A 21,631-nucleotide genomic window follows, 5' to 3' on the forward strand; every position below is an offset into this window, starting at 1 on the left:
TTGGTTCGAACCCTTAGTTCGACCAATTCGTCAGGAACGAATTGGGACGCACGTTAGTGCGGCCCGAAGGGCCAGAACCATGGATGGTTCTGGCAATCCCTCCCGATCTCGAAGTTGCACCAATGCTCCTGAAGCCAGGGGCTTTTTGTTTGACTGCGGAGCAGGGCGGTCTTGGTTCGAACCCTTTTAAAACCCTCTAACGAATTTACTTTTTTGCAAACTCAGCTATCTTCAATGCATCGTCCAACTTCAGCCAGCAGACCCTGCATGGATAGGCTTTAATCATGACAACTTCGACAACTGCTTTACCAAGTCCTGTTCCACCAGCTGAGCGCATGGTGATCCTTGATATTATTCGTGGCTTTGCCTTGCTGGGCATTTTACTGATGAACATCGAGTACTTTCAGCGGCCGCTGCAAGCGTTGATGTTGGGTTTTAATTCAGAGCAGTCTGGGTTGGATTATGCGGTGGCCTGGCTGTCGTTTACCTTTGTGCAGGGCAAGTTTTATACGCTGTTTTCCTTGCTGTTTGGTCTTGGTTTTATTGTTTTTATTGACCGGGCGCAACAGAAAGACAGTGCTGCTCAGGCGTTGTTTCGTCGTCGCTTGCTGGTGTTACTGCTATTTGGGGTAGTGCATCTGCTGTTTATCTGGGGGGGCGATATATTGCATCTCTATGCGTTGGTTGGGTTTTTATTGCTGTTCTTTATCAACGCGTCAGTGAAACGTCTGATGGTTTGGTCGGTTGTATTGTTGCTGATACCTATTCTGCTTATTTGGCTTGGCTCTTTGGCTGTTGAGGCGGCGATGCAAGTTCCAGAGGAAGCAGCTAAGTTGCAAGCCAGCTTTGCGGCGGATAAAGAAAAACTACTCCAGGATATTGCTCGTGGTGATGTGCTGTATGCCAGTGGTCGTTACTGGCAGGTCGTGCAGTGGCGAATGTACGAGTTTCAGGCGCTTTATATCAGCCCGGCATTGCTGGTGTTTGTACCGACTATTTTGGGAACATTTTTACTGGGTGCCGCTTTAGGTCGAGCCGGTGTTTTTAGCAATCTGGAACAGCACCAACCTTTTTTTTGGCGCTTGATGTGGCTGGGCTACGCGATAGGCCTGCCGCTGGCGTTGATTTATGGGATCTATGGTACCGAAGTGGAAGTTATCTCGCCCAGTATCAGAAATGCAGCTCTGATGACCTGCAGCACTTTGGCAAATATAGCACTTTGTCTGGCTTACATGGCGACGCTGGTGAACTTGTACCTGCACAAGGTGCGTTTTATTGGCGTGTTGGCGCCTGCTGGGCGGATGGCATTGAGTAACTACCTGCTGCACTCTATTGTTTTTACGTTGTTGTTTTATGGCTATGGCCTTGGACTCTACGGTGAGTTTGGCCGTGCGGTCACCACTTTGATGGCACTGACACTGTATGGTTTTCAATTATGGTTTAGCCAATACTGGTTGCAACGTTATCAGCTGGGCCCTGTAGAGTGGCTGTGGCGTAGCCTGACCTATGGCAAGCGGCCTGCACTAAAAATATGATGCTACATCTGAGAGGGACTATCTGGGCCGTTCTCTGCTTTTTCTTCCTGCTTCATCCTTTTTTGTTCTCTAATTGACTGAATAAAAACAAAAATATTATGGCACACATTGTGCTTTACCTCTGTACAGAACAATTTTTTGACAGAGGGCAGTGCAATGAACATCAAAGGGCCAGGATTATCTTTGTACAGTGAAATGCAAGCCATGGCGCAGCAAGCACGTATGCCAACGCATGCAATGCCGTTAAAACCTATGGAGTCGAGCGAGGTTCAAGTCATTAATAGCAGCCAAACGGACTTCTCCAGCATGTTAAAAGGCGCTATTGATAATGTCAATTCTCTTCAAGGTGAAGCTAGAACATTGCGAAACCATGTCGAACTTGGCACCGGAGGAGTCACCATTGCCGAAGCCATGATTGCGGCAAGTAAATCTTCTATTGCTTTTGATGCCACCATGCAGGTGCGTAACAAAGTAGTGGAAGCGTACAAAGAAATTATGACCATGCCGGTATAAGTCGTCAGTTGGTATAGGTACTAAGGGGTAAGTTGTGGCTGAGAACGAATCGACAGAGCTGGCATTAAGCGGAGATGATTTCAACTCCGGCGATCAGCAGGAACAAAAATCAGGGTTTATCGGTAGCCTGGGTGGCACAGACACACTGCGACAGGTCACCATGGTCATTGCCCTGACGATTTGTTTGGCGATCGCGTTACTCATTATCATGTGGGCTCGTCAGCCGGAAATGAGACCTTTAGGAACCTTTGCCACCGAAGAGTTGATCCAAACCTTGGATCATCTGGATGCGCAAAAAGTTAAGTACAAACTAGAAGGCAATGTGATCTATGTGCCTGAAAATGAGTTTCAAAGCATTCGTTTAGGCATGACGCGTTCTGGTTTGGCTCAGGACCCGCAGACAGGTACCGATATTTTAATGCAAGACAGTGGTTTTGGTGTTAGTCAGCGTCTTGAGACTGAGCGACTTAAACATAGCCGCGAACAACAGTTAGCTCGCACTATCGAAGAGTTACAAAGTATTTCCAGAGCACGAGTGCTGCTTGCTATCCCACCCGAAAATGTGTTTGCTCGCCGTCAGCGAATGCCTTCGGCCACGGTATTGGTGACTGCCCGCGGTGGTCGTGTGATCCGGGATAGTGAAGTTGATGCCATTGTGGATATCGTTGCCTCTGCGGTCCAGAGCCTTGAACCATCCAGAGTGACGGTGACGGATCAAAATGGCCGTTTACTCAATAGTGGATCACAAGATGGTGCCTCAGCCAGATCGCGCCGAGAGCATGAAATGGAGCGTTCCAGAGAAGAAGAATACCGGAATAAGATTGATTCTATTCTGATGCCGGTGCTTGGTTATGGCAATTATACCGCTCAGGTTGATTTGGTGATGGATTTCACCACGGTTGAGCAAACGCAACAACGGTTCAACCCTGATTTGCCCGCTATTCGCAGCGAAATGAGTATTGAAGAAAGTAGTGTTGGTGGTTTGAGTGGCGGTATTCCCGGTGCTTTATCCAATCAGCCGCCGATGCCATCTGCTATTCCAGAGCAGGCGGTCGGTGGTGGAGCACAGCCTGTAGTACCAGGCCGAAACCACCGTGAGTCAACACGTAATTATGAGTTGGATACCACCATTAGCCATACCTCGCAACAATCGGGCGTGATCCGTCGCTTAAGTGTGTCGGTGGCGGTGGATTATAGAACGGGTGTTAATGCGGATGGTGAACCCGAGCCGCAACCACGTACTCAGGCTGAGATAGCTAATATACGTCGCTTATTGCAAGGCAGTATTGGCTACGATGTGCAGCGGGGGGACAGCATTGAAGTGGTTTCAGTACCATTCACCAGAACCGAAATGGAAGCAGCAGATACCGTATACTTTTATGAGGAAGACTGGTTTATTCGTTTAGTTCGCTTGGTGGTCGCGGGTTTGGTGATTGTGGTGTTGATCCTATCTGTAGTTCGCCCCATGCTGAGAAAATTGATCTATCCTGAAGATACCAAAGATGCGTATGATGAAGATGCATTGGGTGGGCTTGATCTAGGTGACGATACCATCGATATGTTGAAATCGAGTTTTGATGAGTCAGCTGTCGGTTTTGCCGAGGATGGTACCCTGATGCTGCCCGATTTACATGGCGATGAAGATCTATTGAAGGCGGTTCGTGCGTTGGTTGCAAATGAACCTGAGTTATCAGCCCTGGTAGTACGGAATTGGTTGGAAGAAGATGACTGAAATTGAAGAAAAACCAACCTTTGATGTTGGCAAACTGGATGGTGTGGAAAAAGCAGCCATCTTACTGCTGAGTTTATCAGAGGAAGATGCTGCTCAAATCTTAAAGCATCTGGAACCTAAGCAGGTGCAAAAGGTCGGCACAGCTATGGCTCAGATGACCGATTTGAATCAGGCTAAAATTTCTGCAGTGCATCGTCTTTTCATCGAGCAGATACAGAACTTCAGCACCATTGGTTTCCAAAGTGAGGAGTTTATTAAGCGCGCATTGAATGCTGCGCTCGGTGAAGAGAAAGCGGCAAACCTGATTGACCAAATTGTACAGGGCGGCAGTGCGAAAGGTCTTGACTCCCTGAAGTGGATGGATTCTAAGCAGGTTGCTAATATCATTCGCAACGAGCACCCGCAGATCCAAACCATCGTGTTGTCGTATCTGGCACCAGAGCAGTCAGCTGAAATTTTGTCGCAGTTCTCCGAGAAAGTACGGCTGGATCTCACTATGCGTATTGCCAATCTGGAAGAGGTGCAACCGGCCGCATTGCAAGAGTTGAATGAAATTATGGAGAAACAGTTTGCTGGTCAGGCTGGTGCTCAGACCGCGAAAATGGGCGGCTTGAAAGCTGCGGCGGATATTTTGAACTACCTGGATACCAATATTGAAGGCCAGTTGATTGACTCCATCCGTGAAAATGATGAAGAGATGGCACAGCAAATTCAGGATCTGATGTTTGTGTTTGAAAACCTAATCGATGTTGAAGACCGTGGTATTCAAACCTTGCTGCGTGAAGTAGAGCAAGAGATTCTGATGAAAGCACTGAAGGGTGCTGATGATGGTCTGAAAGAGAAAATATTCGCCAATATGTCGAAACGTGCAGGTGAATTGTTGCGTGATGATTTAGAGGCGATGGGGCCAGTACGTGTTAGTGATGTGGAAGCAGCACAAAAAGAAATTCTTGCTGCAGCACGCCGTTTAGCAGATGCCGGTGAAATTATGCTAGGTGGCGGCGGTGGTGATGATTTCCTTTAATAGACCAGCGTTACCAGGCCTGCGTCGAGGTGGTTATGAGTCAAGACCGATTTCGTTATAAACGACCTTTTTCACCAGATGCGGATACCTTAGAGCAGCTGAAAGAGTGGCCAACGCCTGACCTTACTTCAGACATGCGCAAGTACGAACGAACCAACGCTCTGAATAAAACCTTACCAGAGAAAGGAGTGGTTGAAGCGCCTGCTGAAGAAGAGGAAGACTTGGCTGTCAAACCTTTGACGGCTGAGGATATGGAGCAGTTACGTCAGCAAGCCTATGAAGCTGGCTTTTCCGAAGGCAAAGAGGATGGCTTTGCCAAAGGTTACGAAGAGGGGCGTCAACAAGGTCAGGAAGATGGCACCAAGCAAGGTTTGGCGGAGGGGAAGAAGCTAGGCCTTGAGCAGAGTCAGGAGCTGATTGAACAGCAATTAAGCGCGTTAGAGACCATGCTTGATCGATTGCAGCAACCATTAAAACAAATCGATGATCAAGTGGAGCAGCAGCTCATTGCGTTAGCTTTAGCTATGGCTAAAGCGGTTATTCAGACTGAGGTACAGACCAACGAACAGGTCATTTTACAAGCCTTGCAACAAGCAACCGAGGCATTACCACTGCAAAAAGAGCATATCCGCATTAAGCTTCACCCGGACGACCTTGCCATTATTGAACAACATTTTACTCCGGAACAAATCGAGCAGCGCAGCTGGTTACTGTTGGCTGAGCCTGCTATCAGCCGGGGTGGTTGCAAGCTCGAAACAGAACTATCTGCGGTGGATCGGACGGTAGAGCAACGCGTTGAAAGTAGCCTGGCTCATTTTATTCAGCAGCAAGTGGTTGAATCCAGCGCAGGAGAATCCTAGTGGCCAATCGCCTGATAGCGCGCTTAGCTCAGCAGCAACAATACATTCGCTTGTCCCGGCCTTCGGTCTCTGGCCGTCTGGTGCGGGTCGTGGGGTTGACGTTAGAAGCTATCGGTTGCAGTGCGGCCATTGGCCAAAGCTGTGATGTTGAAACTGCACAAGGAACCTTGCTCGCAGAAGTGGTCGGTTTTTCAGGTGACCGCATTTATTTGATGCCAAAAGATGATGTGTCAGGGGTGGTACCAGGAGCAAGAGTGACTCCTGTGCTGCATGACAAGGGCGTACCATTGACCATGGATTTACTCGGTCGGGTAATTGATGGTGCCGGAACACCGTTGGATGGCAAGGGGCCAATAGTGACCACGACGTACGCCAGCAATCGTAAAGTGCCTATCAACCCATTACAACGACAGCCCATTAAAGTCCCGCTGGATGTTGGCGTTCGATCCATCAACAGTGTGCTTACTGTTGGCAAAGGCCAACGTATGGGTTTGTTTGCTGGCAGTGGCGTGGGGAAAAGTGTGCTGCTCGGCATGATGACCCGTGGTACCGCAGCCGATGTGATTGTGGTCGGGCTGGTAGGAGAACGTGGTCGCGAGGTCAAAGAATTTATTGATGAAATCCTTGGTGAGGAAGGAAGAGCCCGTGCTGTGGTGGTTGCGGCACCAGCCGATGTTTCGCCGGTGATGCGATTAAAAGGTTGTGAGACTGCAGTTCAGATTGCCGAGTATTTCCGTGAGCAGGGGCTGGATGTTTTACTGTTGATTGATTCCATTACGCGCTACGCACAGGCGCAGCGTGAAATTGCTCTGGCCATTGGAGAGCCGCCAGCAACGAAAGGCTATCCACCGTCTGTATTTGCCAAGTTACCTGCTTTGGTTGAGCGTGCGGGCAATGGTGCTGTTGGCAAGGGGTCTATCACTGGCTTTTATACCGTCTTGTCAGAAGGTGATGACCTTCAGGATCCTATTGCCGATGCATCACGAGCTATTTTAGATGGTCACATTGTTTTATCGAGGAAGTTGGCTGACAGTGGTCATTTCCCAGCGGTTGATCTGGAGCAATCCATAAGCCGGGTGATGCCGGCCGTCACCAGCATGGAGCATCAGTTGATGGCTCGCCAGCTTAAACAGTTGTATGCCAGTTTCCAGCAAAGTAAGGATCTTATTTCGATAGGGGCCTATGTTAAAGGCAGTGATCCATTATTGGACAAAGCGGTGGCGATGATGCCTGCCATCAATCGTTTTTTGCAGCAAGGCATGAAAGATGTGGTGGCTTATGACGATAGTTTGATGGCATTGACGCAATTGTTACCACAACCTGCCCAAGCGAAGGTGGGTTAAGCGATGGTAAGTAAACAGCTGGAATTGCTTGCCCGGGTGCAAAAAGATCGTGAGGAAAAGCTGGAGGCACAGTTTGTTCAGGCCATGCAATTTATGCGGCAATCAGAGCAAAAGTATCAGGGCTTAGCTGATTACCGCACCGATTACATTGTACAAAGTCAGCAGCAGGGTGCCGCAGGCTTAGAAAGTCGGCAATACAGTCAGTTTATTCGTTTTATTGCCAAGCTGGATCAAGCGCTGGAACAACAAGCACAGCAAATTCATCAGGCGCAGTCTGTGGTTGAGCAGCGGCGGGAAAAATGGTTAGCGATGCAGAAAAAACGTAAAGCCATCGATTATTTGCTAGAACGACAACAACTCGAACAAGATCGCAAAGCTGCCAAAGCAGAGCAGGTGCTGCTGGATGAAGTGGCGACCCAACAGTTTGTCCGTCGTCAATTGCTGCCTTAGTCTTTTTATATTTGCTCCATCATGATGCCTGCCTTCTGGCACTTTTGCTTGAGTTGGCCTGAAACTTGAATAGGCTTTAGCAGGGTACGCCTGAATGCAACCAGAGTAGGTTCCACTCAGGCCGCTGAAACGCTTAACCATGCTGGTTGACCACGCCAGGAAGGTCTCCACTTATGAGGATAGTTAGATGGCCAATGCATTGCAGATGTATTTAATGTCGGGAGCCTCCGCTGCTTTAGTGACAGAACGAGCGGCTACGGGAGCTGGCGCTGATCCTATGGGTGAATCACAGGCGTTTTCAGATACCTTGTCAGATCTTAACCAAAGTATCTCTCTTACTGAGCGGCAAAAAGCTGCCATTCATACTGCAATGCATGCTGCTGAAGGCGGTGAGGATGTGCCTGATGCTGATGCGTTAAAAGCGATTTTAGTGGACGATGACAGTTCTGCCAGTGAGAAGGATTCAGCCCGGGCATGGTTGGCGATTATTCAGTATGGCAAAGAAACCAGCGCAGAACTCACTTCGGGGGATAGCAAATCGGCAGACAGCAAAAAAAGTCAGACGTCGAGTTCGATCGTGCTTACCGTTCGGGACATGGCGGGACACCAGATCGGTGATGATGAGGGGGACAGTGAAGAAGGACTCCTCGCAGAGGAGACTGAACCATCGGCAGCCACCAAAAATAAGGCTGAGTCAGCCGGACATAGTTCTGCTCATATCAAAAGTGGTTCACCTTCTTCCGATGCGATAAAGCTTCAACACTCGACTGAGCAGGATGATGAAACGTCCGATGAGCTTGATGATGAGTCTCAGGTGTCTGATAAAGCGGAAGGTTCGGCGAGCAAGACGAAAACAGGACACAAGTCAGCGGAGTTGCCAAACCAGCCGGTTGCGGCTAAAACGGCAGTGACTACGAAAACTGAGCAAGGCAACGAAGCGGATGAAACGGCCAAAGCTGATGCTACAAGGCTCGTTATTTCGGGGGCATCTTCGTCTATCAATTCTTCGTCACTTGATGGTGGCGACGGCCGATTGGAGCAGATAGTTGTGCAGCAACATGGTTCGGCCGCTGAAGCGAAGGCAAATGCGACTGAGACGACCGATCCTCGCGTGAGCAAGGATAGTAAGCAACAAGACGTTTTAGAACAACGAGCTCAAGCCGCACTTGAAAGTAATGCATTGCAAGATAAAGGGCATGAAGGTTTGCAGTTGGAACCACGCTTGCAGAGTGCTGTCCGGGCTGAGTCAAATAGCTCGCAACAAACGCTGGCAAGTGCAACCCAAGCTCGGGCAGAGCAGCCTCAGGCCTCGGCTCTTTCTGCTGGTAATTCAGCTGGGCAGGGCAGCGCTGATGAAAAAGGACAACGACAGTCATCATCAATGAGTCAGGAGCAATGGCTGCAGGCACAATCAGCAGTCAGCAAAGACAGTGAAACGCAGCAAAACATAACCAGCCAACGTAGCTTTTCAGCTGCAGAACAACAAGCTCGCGTTGCCGCAGGTTTAGGAAATGTGACGCCGCAAGGGCTGGATACCGCTTTAAGCGCAGCGAACTCCACTCAAGCGACGGCTCAGTTTGTGCAATCGCAAGGAGGTGCTGCGCAGCCTCAGTCGGCGATGACTCAAATCAGTGAGATGTTAAGGCAACCGATGAACTTACTGGCAGCAGATGCTACGGGGCAGCTGCGAGAGCGTTTAGTAATGATGGCTCGTCACTCGATCCATAGTGCAGAAATTAAGTTGGATCCGGCAGAGCTTGGCAGTATGACCATACGTGTGAATATGCAACAGGATCAAGCCTCTGTTCAGTTCTTGGTGCAGCAGGCTCATGCTAAAGAAGTGTTGGAACAGCAACTTCCACGTTTACGTGACATGCTACAAGAGCAAGGCATTCAATTGGCAGACGGTCAGGTAGAGCAGCAAGGGTCACAACAGCCTCAGGATCAAGGGCAGGGTCGAGGGCAACAAACAGCCGATAGCGGAGATGCACAGAGCAGTGTACCTACATCTATTTCTACGGTGAGCAGCGACCGGCTGGTTGATTATTATGCTTGAGCACAGATTTTAGCTAGGACATTGGATTGCGATTCAGGGCAACTGAGTTCACAATAACAAGAACGTATTCAATAAGAGGCATGGCATGGCAGAGGATAATGAACTCAAGATTGCTGAAAAGAGTGGAAAGAAGAAGCTGATACTAATGGCTGGTGGCGGTGTGGCACTCATACTGATAGCTGCCGCAGTCATTTTTTTCGTTTTTTTCGACGGCTCAGGTAGTTCGGGAACTTCTTCAGCTGGTGCAGCAGGTGGTACAACGGCTGATGGAGGGCCTCAGACGCCAACTGGTACTGCTTTCTATGTTCCGTTACCAAGACCATTTATTTTTAATGTGCCTGGTAGCAGCCGTGATCGATTGGTGCAAATACGAGCGCAATTGCTAGTGCGAGGCAGTAACAATGATACCTTAGCCAGACGGCATATTCCGTTGATTGAAGGGGTCTTGTTGCAAACATTTAGCAGTGCCAATGCGGATGATTTAGTGACTGCAGCAGGCAAAGAAAGTTTACGAAATAAAGCGTTAAGTGATTTACAGCAGGAGCTGTTGCAGGTGACAGGGACAGTGGTGGTGGAAGAGGTTTTGTTCACCGGTTTTGTGATGCAATAAAAGGGTAGCGCCGTGACGGATCTGTTGTCACAAGATGAAATTGATGCGCTGTTGCATGGCGTCGATGACATTGAAGAAGAAGAAATAGATGATGGCGGTGGTGGCTCTGGCCGCCCTGCGACTGAATATGACTTTTCATCACAAGATCGAATTGTTCGTGGTCGTATGCCCACATTGGAACTGGTGAATGAGCGCTTTGCCCGTCATATGCGGATCAGTTTATTTAATATGATGCGTCGTTCAGCCGAGGTTTCGATCAACGGTGTACAAATGATCAAGTTTGGTGAGTACGTTCATACCTTGTTCGTACCCACCAGCTTAAATATGGTGCGCTTCCGTCCTTTAAAGGGCACTGGCCTTATCACCATGGAAGCTCGTTTGGTCTTTATTCTAGTGGATAACTTTTTTGGTGGTGATGGTCGCTACCATGCAAAAATTGAAGGGCGTGAATTTACCCCGACAGAACGCCGTATTATTCAGATGCTGCTCAAGCTTATTTTTGAAGATTACAAAGAAGCGTGGGCGCCGGTTATGGATGTGTCTTTCGAGTATCTGGACTCTGAAGTAAACCCAGCCATGGCCAATATTGTTAGTCCCACCGAAGTGGTGGTGATCAGCTCATTCCATATAGAACTGGATGGTGGTGGTGGTGATTTTCATGTTGCGCTTCCATACTCTATGCTGGAACCAATCCGCGAATTGCTTGATGCCGGGGTTCAGAGCGATAAAGAAGATACCGATCTGCGCTGGAGTAAAGCGCTGCGCGATGAAATTATGGATGTTCAGGTCGATTTGACCACCAAGATGTTGGATGTTGATTTGAGCCTGAGAGAGGTTATGGAGCTGAAAGCGGGTGATATTATCCCGGTTGAATTGCCAGAGCATATCACAGTGTTGATTGAAGAGTTGCCTAGCTTCCGAGCTAAAATGGGGCGCTCTCGCGACAGCGTCGCTCTGAAAATTATTGAAAAAATTAAACGCCCTGAGTTAGTGAAATCCGAGCTGCATGTATTCACCAAAGGTGGACGGCGACTGGATAGCGATGCGGATATTTCTGAACTGGAAGCTGATTTAAACTTGGCAGCACGAAAAGAGGATTAATGACATGGCTGATGATAAAGACACCATGGATGAATGGGCCGCAGCAATGGCTGAGGCTGAGGGCGAAGATGGCGCAACTGCAGTGGAGCTTGATGAACTGCAAGAGGAGATCCAAGCGGGTGGTGAAGATAAACTAAAGCTGGATACCATCCTTGATATACCGGTAACCATTTCGATGGAGGTTGGTCGGGCTAAAATCAGCATTCGAAATTTACTGCAGTTAAATCAAGGCTCTGTAGTGGAGTTGGAGCGGGTGGCCGGTGAGCCTCTGGATGTGCTGGTGAATGGTACCCTCATCGCTCATGGTGAGGTCGTTGTGGTGAATGATAAGTTTGGTATTCGCCTGACCGACGTGATTAGTCAGATTGAACGTATTAAGAAATTACGCTGATGGATAAAGTTGTACGCTATGGCTTGATGCTGTGTCTGGCTTTGCTGCTTGGTGTCTCCGTGGCTTCAGGAGCCTCTGAGCCTGAGGAATCAAAGTCAGAGTACTCTGAGCCAAGTCCACCAGAAAACCTCGTGCTGGAGGCGTCTGAGCAGCCAGAAGCATCTGCTGAAAACGATCAAACACAAGCCGAAGCACTTGCTGACACTGATTTGGCTGTCAATCGTTACCGCTTTGGTCAAGATAAAGCGGGCAGTGGTGATGAGGTATTAAGTCGCGCTGGCAATAGCACTGGACTATCGCTTGGCAAGATCGCCATTTCTCTGGCAATGGTGATTTTATTGGTGTTGGTGTTGGGCTGGGCCTTCAAAAAATTGACACTACGCGTACCCGGTAGTCAACACATGAAAGTAATTAGTAGTATACCTTTGGGGCAGAGAGAAAGGTTATTAGTTATTGAAATACAAGGAAAACAACGAGTTTTAGGGGTAACCCCTCAGCAGATAAACTTCCTGTTTGAGCTAGAAGAATCACTGCCAGAAGAAAAGTTGGCATCAGAATTTCATAGTCAGTTGCAATCGTGGTTGAAAAAATAAAGATGGACTATGTTGCGACTCATTTTGGTGTTCCTGGCGTTATGCTTTAGCCCTGCTTTATTGGCAGATGTCGGCAATTTGTCTGCAATTAGTGTCACCACCAATCCCGATGGTTCGCAAGAGTACAGTGTAACGTTGCAAGTGCTGGCCATAATGACGGCACTCAGCTTTATACCTGCAGCCGTCATTATGATGACCAGCTTTACCCGTATTATTGTGGTATTAGCTATTCTGCGCCAAGCCATTGGTTTGCAACAGTCTCCTTCCAACCAATTGCTGATCGGTATCACTCTGTTTCTCACTTTTTTCATCATGGCTCCGGTCTTTAATGAAATTAATGATCAGGCACTGCAACCTTACCTCGCTGAAGAAATGACTTCATTGGATGCGGTACAGGTTGCCATCGTACCGATGAAAGAGTTTATGTTGCATCAAACTCGTATGCGTGATTTGGATACTTTCGCTTCTATTGCCGGGGTTGAAGAGGTTGATAACCTGATTGATCTACCCATTTCTGTCATCATTCCTGCATTCATTACCAGTGAGTTGAAAACGGCATTTCAAATTGGCTTTATGTTGTTTATTCCATTTCTAATCATTGACTTGGTGGTTGCCAGTGTGTTGATGGCGATGGGTATGATGATGTTATCACCGATGATTATTTCCTTGCCCTTTAAATTAATGATGTTTGTGTTGGTAGACGGTTGGATCCTGGTTATGGGCACACTGGCTACCAGTTACGGAATGGGGACCTAGTATGAGCCCGGAAGTTTTTGTCGATGTACTCAGAGACGCACTTTACATCGTTATTTTATTGGTAAGTGCCATCATTCTGCCTTCACTTTTCGTTGGGTTAATTGTCGCGGTATTTCAGGCGGCTACTTCCATTAACGAGCAAACGCTGAGCTTTTTACCTCGCTTGATTGTAACCATACTGGCATTGATGTTTGGTGGTCACTGGTTAACCCGGGTCATTATGGATTTTACCGAAGGGTTGATTTTAAGCATCCCATCCGTGGTTGGTTAACAGGAGTCAGCCATGGACTTTTACCTGAGTGTGATCATGCAAACACTGGCTGACTTTATGCTGCCGATGTCGCGGATCACTGGGGTATTTATGATCATGGCTGGTCTTGGTACTCGCAATGTACCCATGCGTGTGCGAGTGGTGCTAATTGTTGCCTTAACGGTCTTGGTGATGCCAGTAATTCCTCCGGTACCAAACCCGGATTTGATGTCATTTCAGATGGTGCTGCAAGTTTTACAACAAGTAACCATAGGTTTTGCCATCGGTTTTATGACGATGATCTTTATCAATACCTTTATTGTGGCAGGGCAGGTGTTGGCAACGCAAAGTGGTTTAGCATTTGCGTCCATGGTGGATCCTGCCAGTGGTGTCAATGTCGCGGCCATAGGTCAGTTTTACTTGATCCTCGCTACCTTGTTATTTTTCGTCTTCAACGGCCACTTGATCACCATTCAAATGCTGGTACTGAGCTTTGAAACGTTACCTATTCAGAATGAATGGTGGTCGGTGATGCAAATTTGGCAAATTATTGAGTTTGCTGGTTGGATGTTTGCCACTGCACTTTCTATCACTTTGGCACCCATCATTGCCATGCTAACGGTGAATTTGTCCTTTGGTATCATGACCCGGGCTGCCCCACAACTGAATATATTTGCTATTGGTTTTCCCATCACCATGTTATCTGGCTTGTTGATCCTGTGGTTGACGCTCGATACCTTCCTGATCCATTACGATATCCAATGGCAATTGACAGTTGATTACAGCTGTCGGTTGATTGGTTGCTAAGGAGGCATCATGGCAGATAGTCCTGGTGGCGGTGAAAAGACCGAACAACCCACCCCGAAAAAGATCAACGATGCCAAAGAGAAAGGCCAGATTGCCCGTTCCAAGGACTTGGGGACAGCCTTTGTATTAATTAGCAGCTCTGCAGCTATTTTGTTGTTCGGTCCGATGCTTGCGGTGGCGGTGCTCACCATTGGCAAACGAATGTTTAGTTTGCAGGCTAAAGAAATATTTGAGACGCAATCGATGCTTTCCGTCTGGGGGGAGATCATGCCCACCCTATTGACTCCGATGGGGTATATTTTTGCTTTTATCTTAGTGGCTGCCTTTGTCGGCAATTGCTTGCTGGGAGGCTTTAATTTTAGCTGGCAAGCCGCTGGTCCCAAAGCCAGTAAAATGAGCCCGCTGAAAGGTTTTAAGCGGATGTTTGGCTTGCAAGCATTGGTCGAGCTTGGCAAAAGCGTTCTGAAGGTATTGGTTGTCATTGGTATGGCCTATGGCCTGCTTCGCGCATTTTTTGGCGATATTATGACACTGTCGGTGATGAGTGCCCCCAACAATATTGAAGATGCATTATGGATTTTAGGCTGGCTGTTTTTTGGCTTGTGCTGCAGCGTCATTATCATTGCTTTGGTAGATGCCCCCTATCAAGCATGGAAGCACAACAAAGAGCTGATGATGACTTTGCAAGAGGTCAAAGACGAACATAAAAACATGGAAGGCGATCCCAAAATTAAAGGACAAATTCGTCGTCGGCAGATGGAGATGTCGATGAAGCGGATGATGCAAGAGGTTCCGTCTGCGGATGTGATAGTGACCAACCCGACGCATTACTCAGTTGCATTGCGATACAAGCAAGGGCGGGATAGAGCGCCAGTTGTGGTGGCCAAAGGAGTGGATGAAATGGCGATGCGTATTCGTGAAGTCGCCAGTGAGCATAAAATTCCACTGGTGGAGTCACCAGCACTGGCTCGTGCCATCTATTATACCACCGAGTTAGACCGTCCAATACCAGATGCACTGTTTGCTGCAGTGGCTCAGGTGTTGGCCTATGTGTATCAGCTGAATCTGTACATCAAGGGACGCGGTAAACGGCCACGCAAACTTGCTCGTGAGCTGGCGGTGCCTAAAGATTATTATTACGACTAGTTGTTCAAGTTGGAGCGATTATTGCTTTAACTACTGCATAACGCCAATTTTTTGTTGGGAAAAAGATGCAGTTAGCCAACTATCTAAACCGATTAGATCGCACTAAACTGGCTCATTTAAAGGGGTTAGGGACACCAATTTTGATTATGGCAGCCTTGTCTATGGTGGTGCTGCCTCTACCTGCATTCCTACTTGATATTCTGTTTTCCTTCAATATTGCCTTGGCATTGGTCGTGTTGTTGGTCACCATTTATACGCTACGTCCACTTGATTTTGGCATTTTTCCTACGGTCTTACTCGTTGCTACCATTATGCGATTGGCATTAAATGTTGCCAGTACCCGGATTGTATTGCTGGAGGGGCATCAGGGTGGTGATGCGGCCGGTAAAGTGATTGAAGCCTTTGGATCAGTGGTTATAGGTGGTAATTACGCCGTTGGTTTGGTGGTGTTTTTCATTCTGATCATTATCAATTTCGTGGTGATTACCAAGGGCGCAGGCCGTATTGCTGAAGTTACTGCTCGGTTTACCTTGGATGCGATGCCTGGTAAACAGATGGCAATTGATGCCGATTTAAATGCGGGTCTATTAACTCAGGAAGAAGCCAGCGCGCGACGTGATGAAGTCACCCAAGAAGCGGATTTTTATGGCTCCATGGATGGTGCCAGCAAATTTGTCAAAGGTGATGCCATTGCTGGCATCGTTATTTTGGTGATTAATTTGTTGGGTGGTTTGTTCATTGGCATGATCCAGCATGGTTTGTCATTTGGTCAGGCCATTGAAGTGTATACCTTATTGACCATTGGGGACGGTCTGGTCGCACAAATTCCTGCGCTATTGCTGTCTATCGGTACGGCTATCATCATTACTCGTCAGAACCGCTCTGAAAATATGGGTCAGCAAATGACCAATCAACTGGCCAACATCCGAGTATTATTTATTGCTTGTGGTTTACTAGCACTGATGGGCATCGTACCGGGCATGCCGCATTTCTCATTTTTATCCTTGTCAATGGTGGTGGGTGGCTTTGCTTACTTTCTCTATCACAAAGAGAAGCAAAAGAAAATGCAGCTAGTGCAAAGTAGTGCTGAGCCAGATACCCGGCATGAGCCACAAACGGTGAAAGAAATCGGTTGGGATGATGTGCAACCAGTCGATACCATTGGTCTGGAGGTCGGCTATCGTCTGATCCCTCTCGTCGATAAATCTCAAGGTGGTGAGCTGTTAACCCGAATTAAAGGGGTGCGGAAAAAGTTATCGCAAGAACTCGGTTTTCTGGTCCCTGCTGTTCATATTCGTGACAATCTGGATCTGGAACCAAATAGTTATCGAGTCTCTCTGATGGGAGTTACCACGGGGGAGTCAGAACTTCGTCATGATCATGAGTTAGCGATCAACCCGGGACAAGTATTTGGTACTGTCAAAGGCGTAGCCACACGGGATCCTGCCTTTGGTCTGGAAGCCGTTTGGATCAACAAAGATCAACGGGAGCATGCGCAAACGCTGGGCTATACCGTCGTTGATGCTGCGACGGTGGTCGCCACCCATTTAAGCCAGATCCTGACCAACAATGCTGCCAGTCTATTGGGGCATGAAGAAGTTCAGAATCTACTGGATATGCTTGCTAAAAACTCTCCGAAATTGGTCGAGGCCTTGGTTCCCGACACCTTACCTTTGACTACAGTGGTTAAAGTTTTGCAGAACCTGCTGAATGAAGGGGTGCCTATCCGTGATATGAAAACCTTGGTACAAACGCTGGTTGAGTATGGTGTGAAGAGTCAGGATGTTGACGTTTTGACTGCAGCATGTCGCATTGCCCTTCGACGTTTAATTGTGCAAGAAGTGGCGGGTAGCCAGCAAGAAATTGCGGTTATTACTTTTGCACCAGAGCTGGAACAAATGCTGCATCAATCGATGCAGGCCGCTGGTAATGATGGCGGTGGCATTGAGCCAGGTCTGGCTGAGCGGATACAGCAATCGTTACAAGAAGCCAGTCAAGAGCAAGAATTAAACGGGGATTCGGCCATTTTGCTAACGTCAAGTATTTTACGCTCCGTGATGGCACGATTCGTGAAATACACTATTCCAGGGCTGAGAGTATTGTCTTATCAAGAGATCCCAGATGATAAACAAATTCGCATTGTCAGTGTTGTTGGCCAAGCGAGTTAGGAGATAGCAGATGAAAATTAAACGTTTTGTAGCAAAAGATATGCGTACCGCACTGGATGAAGTCAAAGAGTTTCTTGGGCCAGATGCCATCATCATGTCAAATAAAAAAGTGGCTGCAGGTGTGGAAATTGTCGCTGCTATTGATCCGGATGCGGCGACCCCACCAGGGGTTGCAGCCAAGCATAAGCCTGAAGAATCAAGCGTTTCAGCATCGCCTGTGTCGCAATTGTCAGCACGGCAAGCGGCCATGCAACAAGAGCCGAGAACGGTAAGCCGTGCAGAAGAACAAGTCGATTCATTGCGAGCCTTATTGGAGCGGCAAATGAGCAAGCAGGAGGCAGAGCCTGCAGCAAATCAATCGGCTCGGACCTCCCGGAAAAATACGGTTAATAAAGCCGCTGGGTTTGAACGTCAAAGTTATGGCGGTCAACAACAGCATAGCGCACAACAAAAGCAAGCTACACAGCAAAGCATGAATGCTCATCAGCACGGTGTGAATTTGCAGGAGTTCAGTGAGCTTCAGGAAAAGCAGCAGCAGCATTTGCAAGCTGAGTTTAATGCCATGCGTAGTGAAATGCTGTCAATGCGTGAGCTGTTGCAACATCAGGTTTCTGGCTTGATGTGGCAGGAGCTGGCTCGCTCTGAGCCAGTACGTGCCTTGGTGATCGATCATTTGAAACAAATGGGTCTATCGGAAGCGATGGCCGATCAATTAGCATGTTTTATGCCGGAAGATATTTCTGAACACGAAGCTTGGGATGCTGCACTTGAATTACTGGCAGGGCAGCTGACTACCGGTAACAATGATATTATGCGCAAAGGTGGCGTGGTTGCTTTGGTTGGCCCCACAGGGGTTGGTAAAACGACTACGGTTGCCAAGCTAGCTGCGCAATATGCTAAAAAGCATGGCGCAGAACAGGTGGCATTAATAACTACGGATACCTTTCGTATTGGTGCCCATGATCAACTGGCTACCTTTGGACGTATTATCGGCTGTCCGGTGCGACAGGCCAAAGACAGTCAAGAGCTGGCGGTGTTGCTCAATCAATTTTCCAGCCGCGGCCTTGTACTAATCGATACCGCAGGCATGAGCCAACGCGATGTGCGGTTGGCAGAAAAACTTGCCGCATTAGTGCAGGATTCTCTTGTAAAAATAAAGAGCTATTTGGTATTGTCTGCAACAGCACAAGCCAGAGTTATGCAGGAAAGTGTTGAACACTTCAAACGAATTCCATTATCAGGTTGTATTTTTACCAAACTTGATGAATGCTTAAGCTTAGGTGAAATTATTAATGCGGCATTGCAGAATGCCTTACCGGTATGTTATCTGACCAATGGTCAACGCGTACCAGAAGATATTCGCATTGCTCGTGCAGACGAAATCGTGGCGCAGGCCGAAAAGTTACGCATTGCCTACAGTAGTACGGCTTATCAATGGGAGCAGCCCATCGGATGCCGAGTGGAAGGAGCTTATGCATAGTCATGAACACATCGACGATCAGGCCGCAGGTCTGAGGACAATGAAAAAACACATGGTCAAAGTAATCGCAGTTACCGGTGGTAAAGGAGGCGTTGGTAAAACCAATGTTTCCATCAACCTTGCCATCGCAATGGCAATGCTTGGAAAACGCGTCATGGTACTAGATGCGGATTTAGGGCTGGCCAATTGTGACGTGATGCTTGGGCTGCGTGTGCAAAAAAACCTATCTCATGTATTAAATGGTGAAGCTGAGCTGGATGATATTTTGATTGAAGGCCCTGCCGGCATCAAAATTATTCCTGCTACTTCTGGATCACAAAACATGACCGAGTTAAGCCCGGCGGAGCATGCTGGCTTAATTCGCGCTTTTAGTGAAATGAAGACGCAGGTCGATATTCTGCTGATCGATACAGCAGCTGGTATTTCCGATATGGTAATGAGCTTTTCCCGGGCTTCACAGGATGTACTGGTGGTGGTTTGCGATGAGCCATCATCCATCACCGATGCGTATGCCTTAATGAAAATTTTAAGTCGCGATCACGATGTACAGCGCTTTAAAATTATTGCCAATATGGTACGAAGCTTGCGCGAAGGCCAAGAGTTATTTGCCAAGTTGACACGTGTGACTGATCGTTTCTTAGATGTCAACCTGGAGTTGGTAGCCACCGTGCCCTATGATGAAAATGTTCGTAAAGCGGCTCGAAAACAAAAAGCATTTGTTGAAGCCTTTCCAAAATCAGGTGCTAGCATGGCTGTTAAAAGCCTGGCTATGCGCGTCATTAAATGGCCAACTCCACCAGGTGCATCCGGGCACTTAGAGTTTTTTCTGGAACAGTTGGTGCAGCCTGCAGATAAACAGCAGCGAGGCCTGGCGTGAATGCAAAATTGTCTGCTTATGGTGGGGCGGATCAATTAAATCAGCTGATTGAGCGCCACGCCCCATTGGTCAAACGAATTGCCTATCATTTACTTGCCCGTTTACCTGCGAGTGTACAGGTCGATGACCTGATTCAATCCGGTATGATTGGATTGATGGAGGCTGCGAAAAACTTTGATGGTAGTAAAGGGGCTAGCTTTGAAACCTTTGCTGGGATACGAATTCGTGGGTCTATGTTGGATGAGATGCGCCGTGGTGACTGGACTCCGCGCTCGGTTCACCGCAATGCTCGATTGATTGCTGAGACCATCGCGGAGCTTGAGGCTGAGTTGGGTCGCGATGTAAAAGATATAGAAGTTGCTGAAAAACTTGATATATCTGTAGATGAGTACCATCATATGCTTAGTGATGTCAGTTGTGGCCGTATTCTTGGTATTGAGGATTTGGGCGTTTCTGAAGATGTACTGGCCAGCGCAGATGAAAAAGAGATCGATCAACTCTATGAAGTGCAGGCAAATGAAGCATTTCAGAAAAGTCTGATGCAAACGATCGCAAATTTACCAGAGCGGGAAGCATTAGTACTATCACTGTATTACAATGATGAGCTAAACTTGAAAGAGATCGGAGAAGTACTAAGCGTTAGTGAGTCTCGGGTCAGTCAAATCCATAGTCAGGCGCTGGTGCGTTTAAAGTCCAGAATGCAGGATTGGTTGTAAACAATAGTTATTGAACATGTCCGATAACGATTTTCTCACCGGAGGGGATTTTGGATAAGAACATGAAAATTCTGGTGGTCGACGATTTCTCGACCATGAGACGTATCATAAAGAATTTATTGCGTGATCTTGGGTTTACCAATGTCTCGGAAGCCGATGACGGCAGTACAGCATTACCGATGTTGCAAGGTGGCGATTTTGATTTTGTCGTTACCGATTGGAACATGCCTGGCATGCAAGGTATTGACCTGCTTCGAGCCATTCGGGCGGATGATAAGCTTAAGCATATTCCTGTGTTGATGGTAACAGCGGAAGCGAAAAAGGAACAAATCATTGCGGCTGCTCAGGCAGGTGTGAATGGCTACATTGTTAAACCTTTTACTGCAGCTACGTTGCAAGAAAAACTATCCAAGGTATTTGAAAGGATTGGTTAACCAGACGCTGATTAGGGAGTAATGCAATGTCCGCACTCACGGCACCATCTGTATCACTGGAGCAGGCTAAGGAGCTGGTTCAGCTACTGGAAATGGGCGACAATGAAGCGGCAAATCAATTGGTGCAGCAGATTGTTGTTCCCGGGTCTGCAGAGCTCTTCTCAGAAGTAGGGAAATTAACGCGTCAATTGCATGATTCACTGAAAAACTTCCAACTGGAACCTTCACTGAACAACTTGCTGGAAGAAGATATCCCTGATGCGAAAAAGCGGCTTAATCATGTGATTGATATGACTGAGCAAGCCGCGAATAAAACCATGGATGCCGTCGAGTCGTGTTTGCCAATCGCAGATCAGTTGGGGCAGAACCTGCAAACCATTCTACCTAACTGGCAGCGATTGATGAGCCGGGACTTGCAAGTCGGTGAGTTTAAAACATTGTGTCATAGTTTGGATGGCTTCTTAGTACAGGCAAATTCTGATGCTGGTACTTTGAATGGCTTATTAACTGAAGTACTGATGGCGCAAGATTATCAGGACTTAACCGGGCAAATCTTGCGGCGAGTGATTGAGCTGGTGCGCGAGGTTGAAGAAAGCCTAATTGGATTACTCACCGCCTTTGGTGAAAATAATCCAGATCTTATCCCCGATTCTCCTAAACCTGTCAAAGCGAAGAAGGTCATTGCCGCAGCGGAAGCTGAAGGTCCCATTATTGATGCTGAAGGGCGCGATGATGTGGTGACTGGGCAGGATGATGTGGACGATCTTTTGTCAAGTTTAGGGTTTTAAA

At 47.7% G+C, this 21,631-nt stretch carries 22 protein-coding genes; all 22 read left to right on the forward strand.

What is annotated here, in order from left to right:
• The first annotated feature begins 284 nt into the window (after positions 1-284).
• The 22 genes from Q3O60_RS15205 (at position 285) to Q3O60_RS15310 (ending at position 21,630) form a co-directional block, all read left to right on the forward strand.
• Positions 285-1,535, forward strand: coding sequence for a DUF418 domain-containing protein (locus Q3O60_RS15205; RefSeq protein ID WP_305894794.1), 1,251 nt, complete (start codon positions 285-287; stop codon positions 1,533-1,535).
• A 156-nt stretch (positions 1,536-1,691) separates the two neighbouring features.
• Positions 1,692-2,048, forward strand: coding sequence for a flagellar hook-basal body complex protein FliE (gene fliE / locus Q3O60_RS15210; RefSeq protein ID WP_305894795.1), 357 nt, complete (start codon positions 1,692-1,694; stop codon positions 2,046-2,048).
• A gap of 34 nt (positions 2,049-2,082) precedes the next feature.
• Entirely contained in the window at positions 2,083-3,780 is a 1,698-nt protein-coding gene (fliF, locus tag Q3O60_RS15215) for a flagellar basal-body MS-ring/collar protein FliF (RefSeq protein WP_305894796.1), read from the forward strand.
• Positions 3,773-4,804, forward strand: a complete 1,032-nt coding sequence (fliG, locus tag Q3O60_RS15220) for a flagellar motor switch protein FliG (protein ID WP_305894797.1) — start codon at positions 3,773-3,775, stop codon at positions 4,802-4,804. The genes fliF and fliG overlap by 8 nt, the downstream gene beginning before the upstream one ends.
• 35 nt (positions 4,805-4,839) lie before the next feature.
• Positions 4,840-5,664, forward strand: coding sequence for a flagellar assembly protein FliH (gene fliH / locus Q3O60_RS15225; protein WP_305894798.1), 825 nt, complete (start codon positions 4,840-4,842; stop codon positions 5,662-5,664).
• A complete protein-coding gene (fliI, locus tag Q3O60_RS15230; protein ID WP_369812677.1) occupies positions 5,664-7,007 on the forward strand; it encodes a flagellar protein export ATPase FliI in 1,344 nt (447 codons plus the stop codon). The genes fliH and fliI overlap by 1 nt, the downstream gene beginning before the upstream one ends.
• 3 nt (positions 7,008-7,010) lie before the next feature.
• Positions 7,011-7,457 (forward strand): flagellar export protein FliJ, encoded by a 447-nt coding sequence (gene fliJ, locus Q3O60_RS15235; protein WP_305894799.1) that lies wholly within the window; start codon positions 7,011-7,013, stop codon positions 7,455-7,457.
• Between the two features lie 187 nt (positions 7,458-7,644).
• Entirely contained in the window at positions 7,645-9,513 is a 1,869-nt protein-coding gene (locus tag Q3O60_RS15240) for a flagellar hook-length control protein FliK (protein ID WP_305894800.1), read from the forward strand.
• A gap of 85 nt (positions 9,514-9,598) precedes the next feature.
• Positions 9,599-10,123, forward strand: a complete 525-nt coding sequence (gene fliL, locus Q3O60_RS15245; RefSeq protein ID WP_305894801.1) for a flagellar basal body-associated protein FliL — start codon at positions 9,599-9,601, stop codon at positions 10,121-10,123.
• 12 nt (positions 10,124-10,135) lie between these two features.
• A complete protein-coding gene (gene fliM / locus Q3O60_RS15250) occupies positions 10,136-11,224 on the forward strand; it encodes a flagellar motor switch protein FliM (protein WP_305894802.1) in 1,089 nt (362 codons plus the stop codon).
• A 4-nt stretch (positions 11,225-11,228) separates the two neighbouring features.
• A complete protein-coding gene (fliN, locus tag Q3O60_RS15255; RefSeq protein ID WP_305894803.1) occupies positions 11,229-11,615 on the forward strand; it encodes a flagellar motor switch protein FliN in 387 nt (128 codons plus the stop codon).
• Positions 11,615-12,208, forward strand: a complete 594-nt coding sequence (gene fliO, locus Q3O60_RS15260; RefSeq protein WP_305894804.1) for a flagellar biosynthetic protein FliO — start codon at positions 11,615-11,617, stop codon at positions 12,206-12,208. The genes fliN and fliO overlap by 1 nt, the downstream gene beginning before the upstream one ends.
• Positions 12,209-12,217: 9 nt before the next feature.
• Positions 12,218-12,964, forward strand: a complete 747-nt coding sequence (gene fliP, locus Q3O60_RS15265; protein ID WP_305894805.1) for a flagellar type III secretion system pore protein FliP — start codon at positions 12,218-12,220, stop codon at positions 12,962-12,964.
• A gap of 1 nt (position 12,965) precedes the next feature.
• On the forward strand, positions 12,966-13,235 hold the full coding sequence (gene fliQ, locus Q3O60_RS15270; RefSeq protein WP_305894806.1) for a flagellar biosynthesis protein FliQ: 270 nt from the start codon (positions 12,966-12,968) through the stop codon (positions 13,233-13,235).
• Positions 13,236-13,247: 12 nt separating this feature from the next.
• Complete coding sequence (gene fliR / locus Q3O60_RS15275) at positions 13,248-14,021, forward strand: flagellar biosynthetic protein FliR (RefSeq protein WP_305894807.1); 774 nt, start codon at positions 13,248-13,250, stop codon at positions 14,019-14,021.
• A gap of 9 nt (positions 14,022-14,030) precedes the next feature.
• Complete coding sequence (gene flhB, locus Q3O60_RS15280) at positions 14,031-15,167, forward strand: flagellar biosynthesis protein FlhB (protein WP_305894808.1); 1,137 nt, start codon at positions 14,031-14,033, stop codon at positions 15,165-15,167.
• A 65-nt stretch (positions 15,168-15,232) separates the two neighbouring features.
• The gene (flhA, locus tag Q3O60_RS15285; protein ID WP_305894809.1) at positions 15,233-17,335 is read left to right on the forward strand and encodes a flagellar biosynthesis protein FlhA; all 2,103 of its coding nucleotides are present in this window, start codon (positions 15,233-15,235) and stop codon (positions 17,333-17,335) included.
• 10 nt (positions 17,336-17,345) lie between these two features.
• On the forward strand, positions 17,346-18,815 hold the full coding sequence (gene flhF / locus Q3O60_RS15290; RefSeq protein WP_305894810.1) for a flagellar biosynthesis GTPase FlhF: 1,470 nt from the start codon (positions 17,346-17,348) through the stop codon (positions 18,813-18,815).
• Positions 18,808-19,692 (forward strand): MinD/ParA family protein, encoded by an 885-nt coding sequence (locus tag Q3O60_RS15295; RefSeq protein WP_305894811.1) that lies wholly within the window; start codon positions 18,808-18,810, stop codon positions 19,690-19,692. The genes flhF and Q3O60_RS15295 overlap by 8 nt, the downstream gene beginning before the upstream one ends.
• Positions 19,689-20,408 carry an RNA polymerase sigma factor FliA gene (locus Q3O60_RS15300; RefSeq protein ID WP_305894812.1) on the forward strand — a complete coding sequence of 240 codons (720 nt, stop codon included), beginning with the start codon at positions 19,689-19,691 and terminating at the stop codon, positions 20,406-20,408. Before Q3O60_RS15295 ends, Q3O60_RS15300 begins: the two co-directional genes overlap by 4 nt.
• A gap of 50 nt (positions 20,409-20,458) precedes the next feature.
• Entirely contained in the window at positions 20,459-20,842 is a 384-nt protein-coding gene (gene cheY / locus Q3O60_RS15305) for a chemotaxis response regulator CheY (protein ID WP_228589313.1), read from the forward strand.
• A 26-nt stretch (positions 20,843-20,868) separates the two neighbouring features.
• Entirely contained in the window at positions 20,869-21,630 is a 762-nt protein-coding gene (locus Q3O60_RS15310; protein ID WP_305894813.1) for a protein phosphatase CheZ, read from the forward strand.
• Position 21,631: the final 1 nt, after the last annotated feature.

It is taken from the genome of Alkalimonas collagenimarina, from assembly GCF_030717845.1.
Lineage (GTDB): Bacteria > Pseudomonadota > Gammaproteobacteria > Enterobacterales > Alteromonadaceae > Alkalimonas > Alkalimonas collagenimarina.

Bases quoted from the DNA above. Each gene is read 5' to 3' on its own strand.
- flhB (WP_305894808.1), top strand. From the start codon at position 14,031: ATGGCAGATAGTCCTGGTGGCGGTGAAAAGACCGAACAACCCACCCCG.
- Q3O60_RS15310 (WP_305894813.1), top strand. From the start codon at position 20,869: ATGTCCGCACTCACGGCACCATCTGTATCACTGGAGCAGGCTAAGGAG.
- flhA (WP_305894809.1), top strand. From the start codon at position 15,233: ATGCAGTTAGCCAACTATCTAAACCGATTAGATCGCACTAAACTGGCT.
- fliR (WP_305894807.1), top strand. From the start codon at position 13,248: ATGGACTTTTACCTGAGTGTGATCATGCAAACACTGGCTGACTTTATG.
- flhF (WP_305894810.1), top strand. From the start codon at position 17,346: ATGAAAATTAAACGTTTTGTAGCAAAAGATATGCGTACCGCACTGGAT.
- fliN (WP_305894803.1), top strand. From the start codon at position 11,229: ATGGCTGATGATAAAGACACCATGGATGAATGGGCCGCAGCAATGGCT.
- fliL (WP_305894801.1), top strand. From the start codon at position 9,599: ATGGCAGAGGATAATGAACTCAAGATTGCTGAAAAGAGTGGAAAGAAG.
- fliJ (WP_305894799.1), top strand. From the start codon at position 7,011: ATGGTAAGTAAACAGCTGGAATTGCTTGCCCGGGTGCAAAAAGATCGT.
- fliE (WP_305894795.1), top strand. From the start codon at position 1,692: ATGAACATCAAAGGGCCAGGATTATCTTTGTACAGTGAAATGCAAGCC.
- fliP (WP_305894805.1), top strand. From the start codon at position 12,218: ATGTTGCGACTCATTTTGGTGTTCCTGGCGTTATGCTTTAGCCCTGCT.
- Q3O60_RS15295 (WP_305894811.1), top strand. From the start codon at position 18,808: ATGCATAGTCATGAACACATCGACGATCAGGCCGCAGGTCTGAGGACA.
- fliG (WP_305894797.1), top strand. From the start codon at position 3,773: ATGACTGAAATTGAAGAAAAACCAACCTTTGATGTTGGCAAACTGGAT.
- fliQ (WP_305894806.1), top strand. From the start codon at position 12,966: ATGAGCCCGGAAGTTTTTGTCGATGTACTCAGAGACGCACTTTACATC.
- Q3O60_RS15240 (WP_305894800.1), top strand. From the start codon at position 7,645: ATGGCCAATGCATTGCAGATGTATTTAATGTCGGGAGCCTCCGCTGCT.
- Q3O60_RS15205 (WP_305894794.1), top strand. From the start codon at position 285: ATGACAACTTCGACAACTGCTTTACCAAGTCCTGTTCCACCAGCTGAG.
- fliO (WP_305894804.1), top strand. From the start codon at position 11,615: ATGGATAAAGTTGTACGCTATGGCTTGATGCTGTGTCTGGCTTTGCTG.
- fliH (WP_305894798.1), top strand. From the start codon at position 4,840: ATGAGTCAAGACCGATTTCGTTATAAACGACCTTTTTCACCAGATGCG.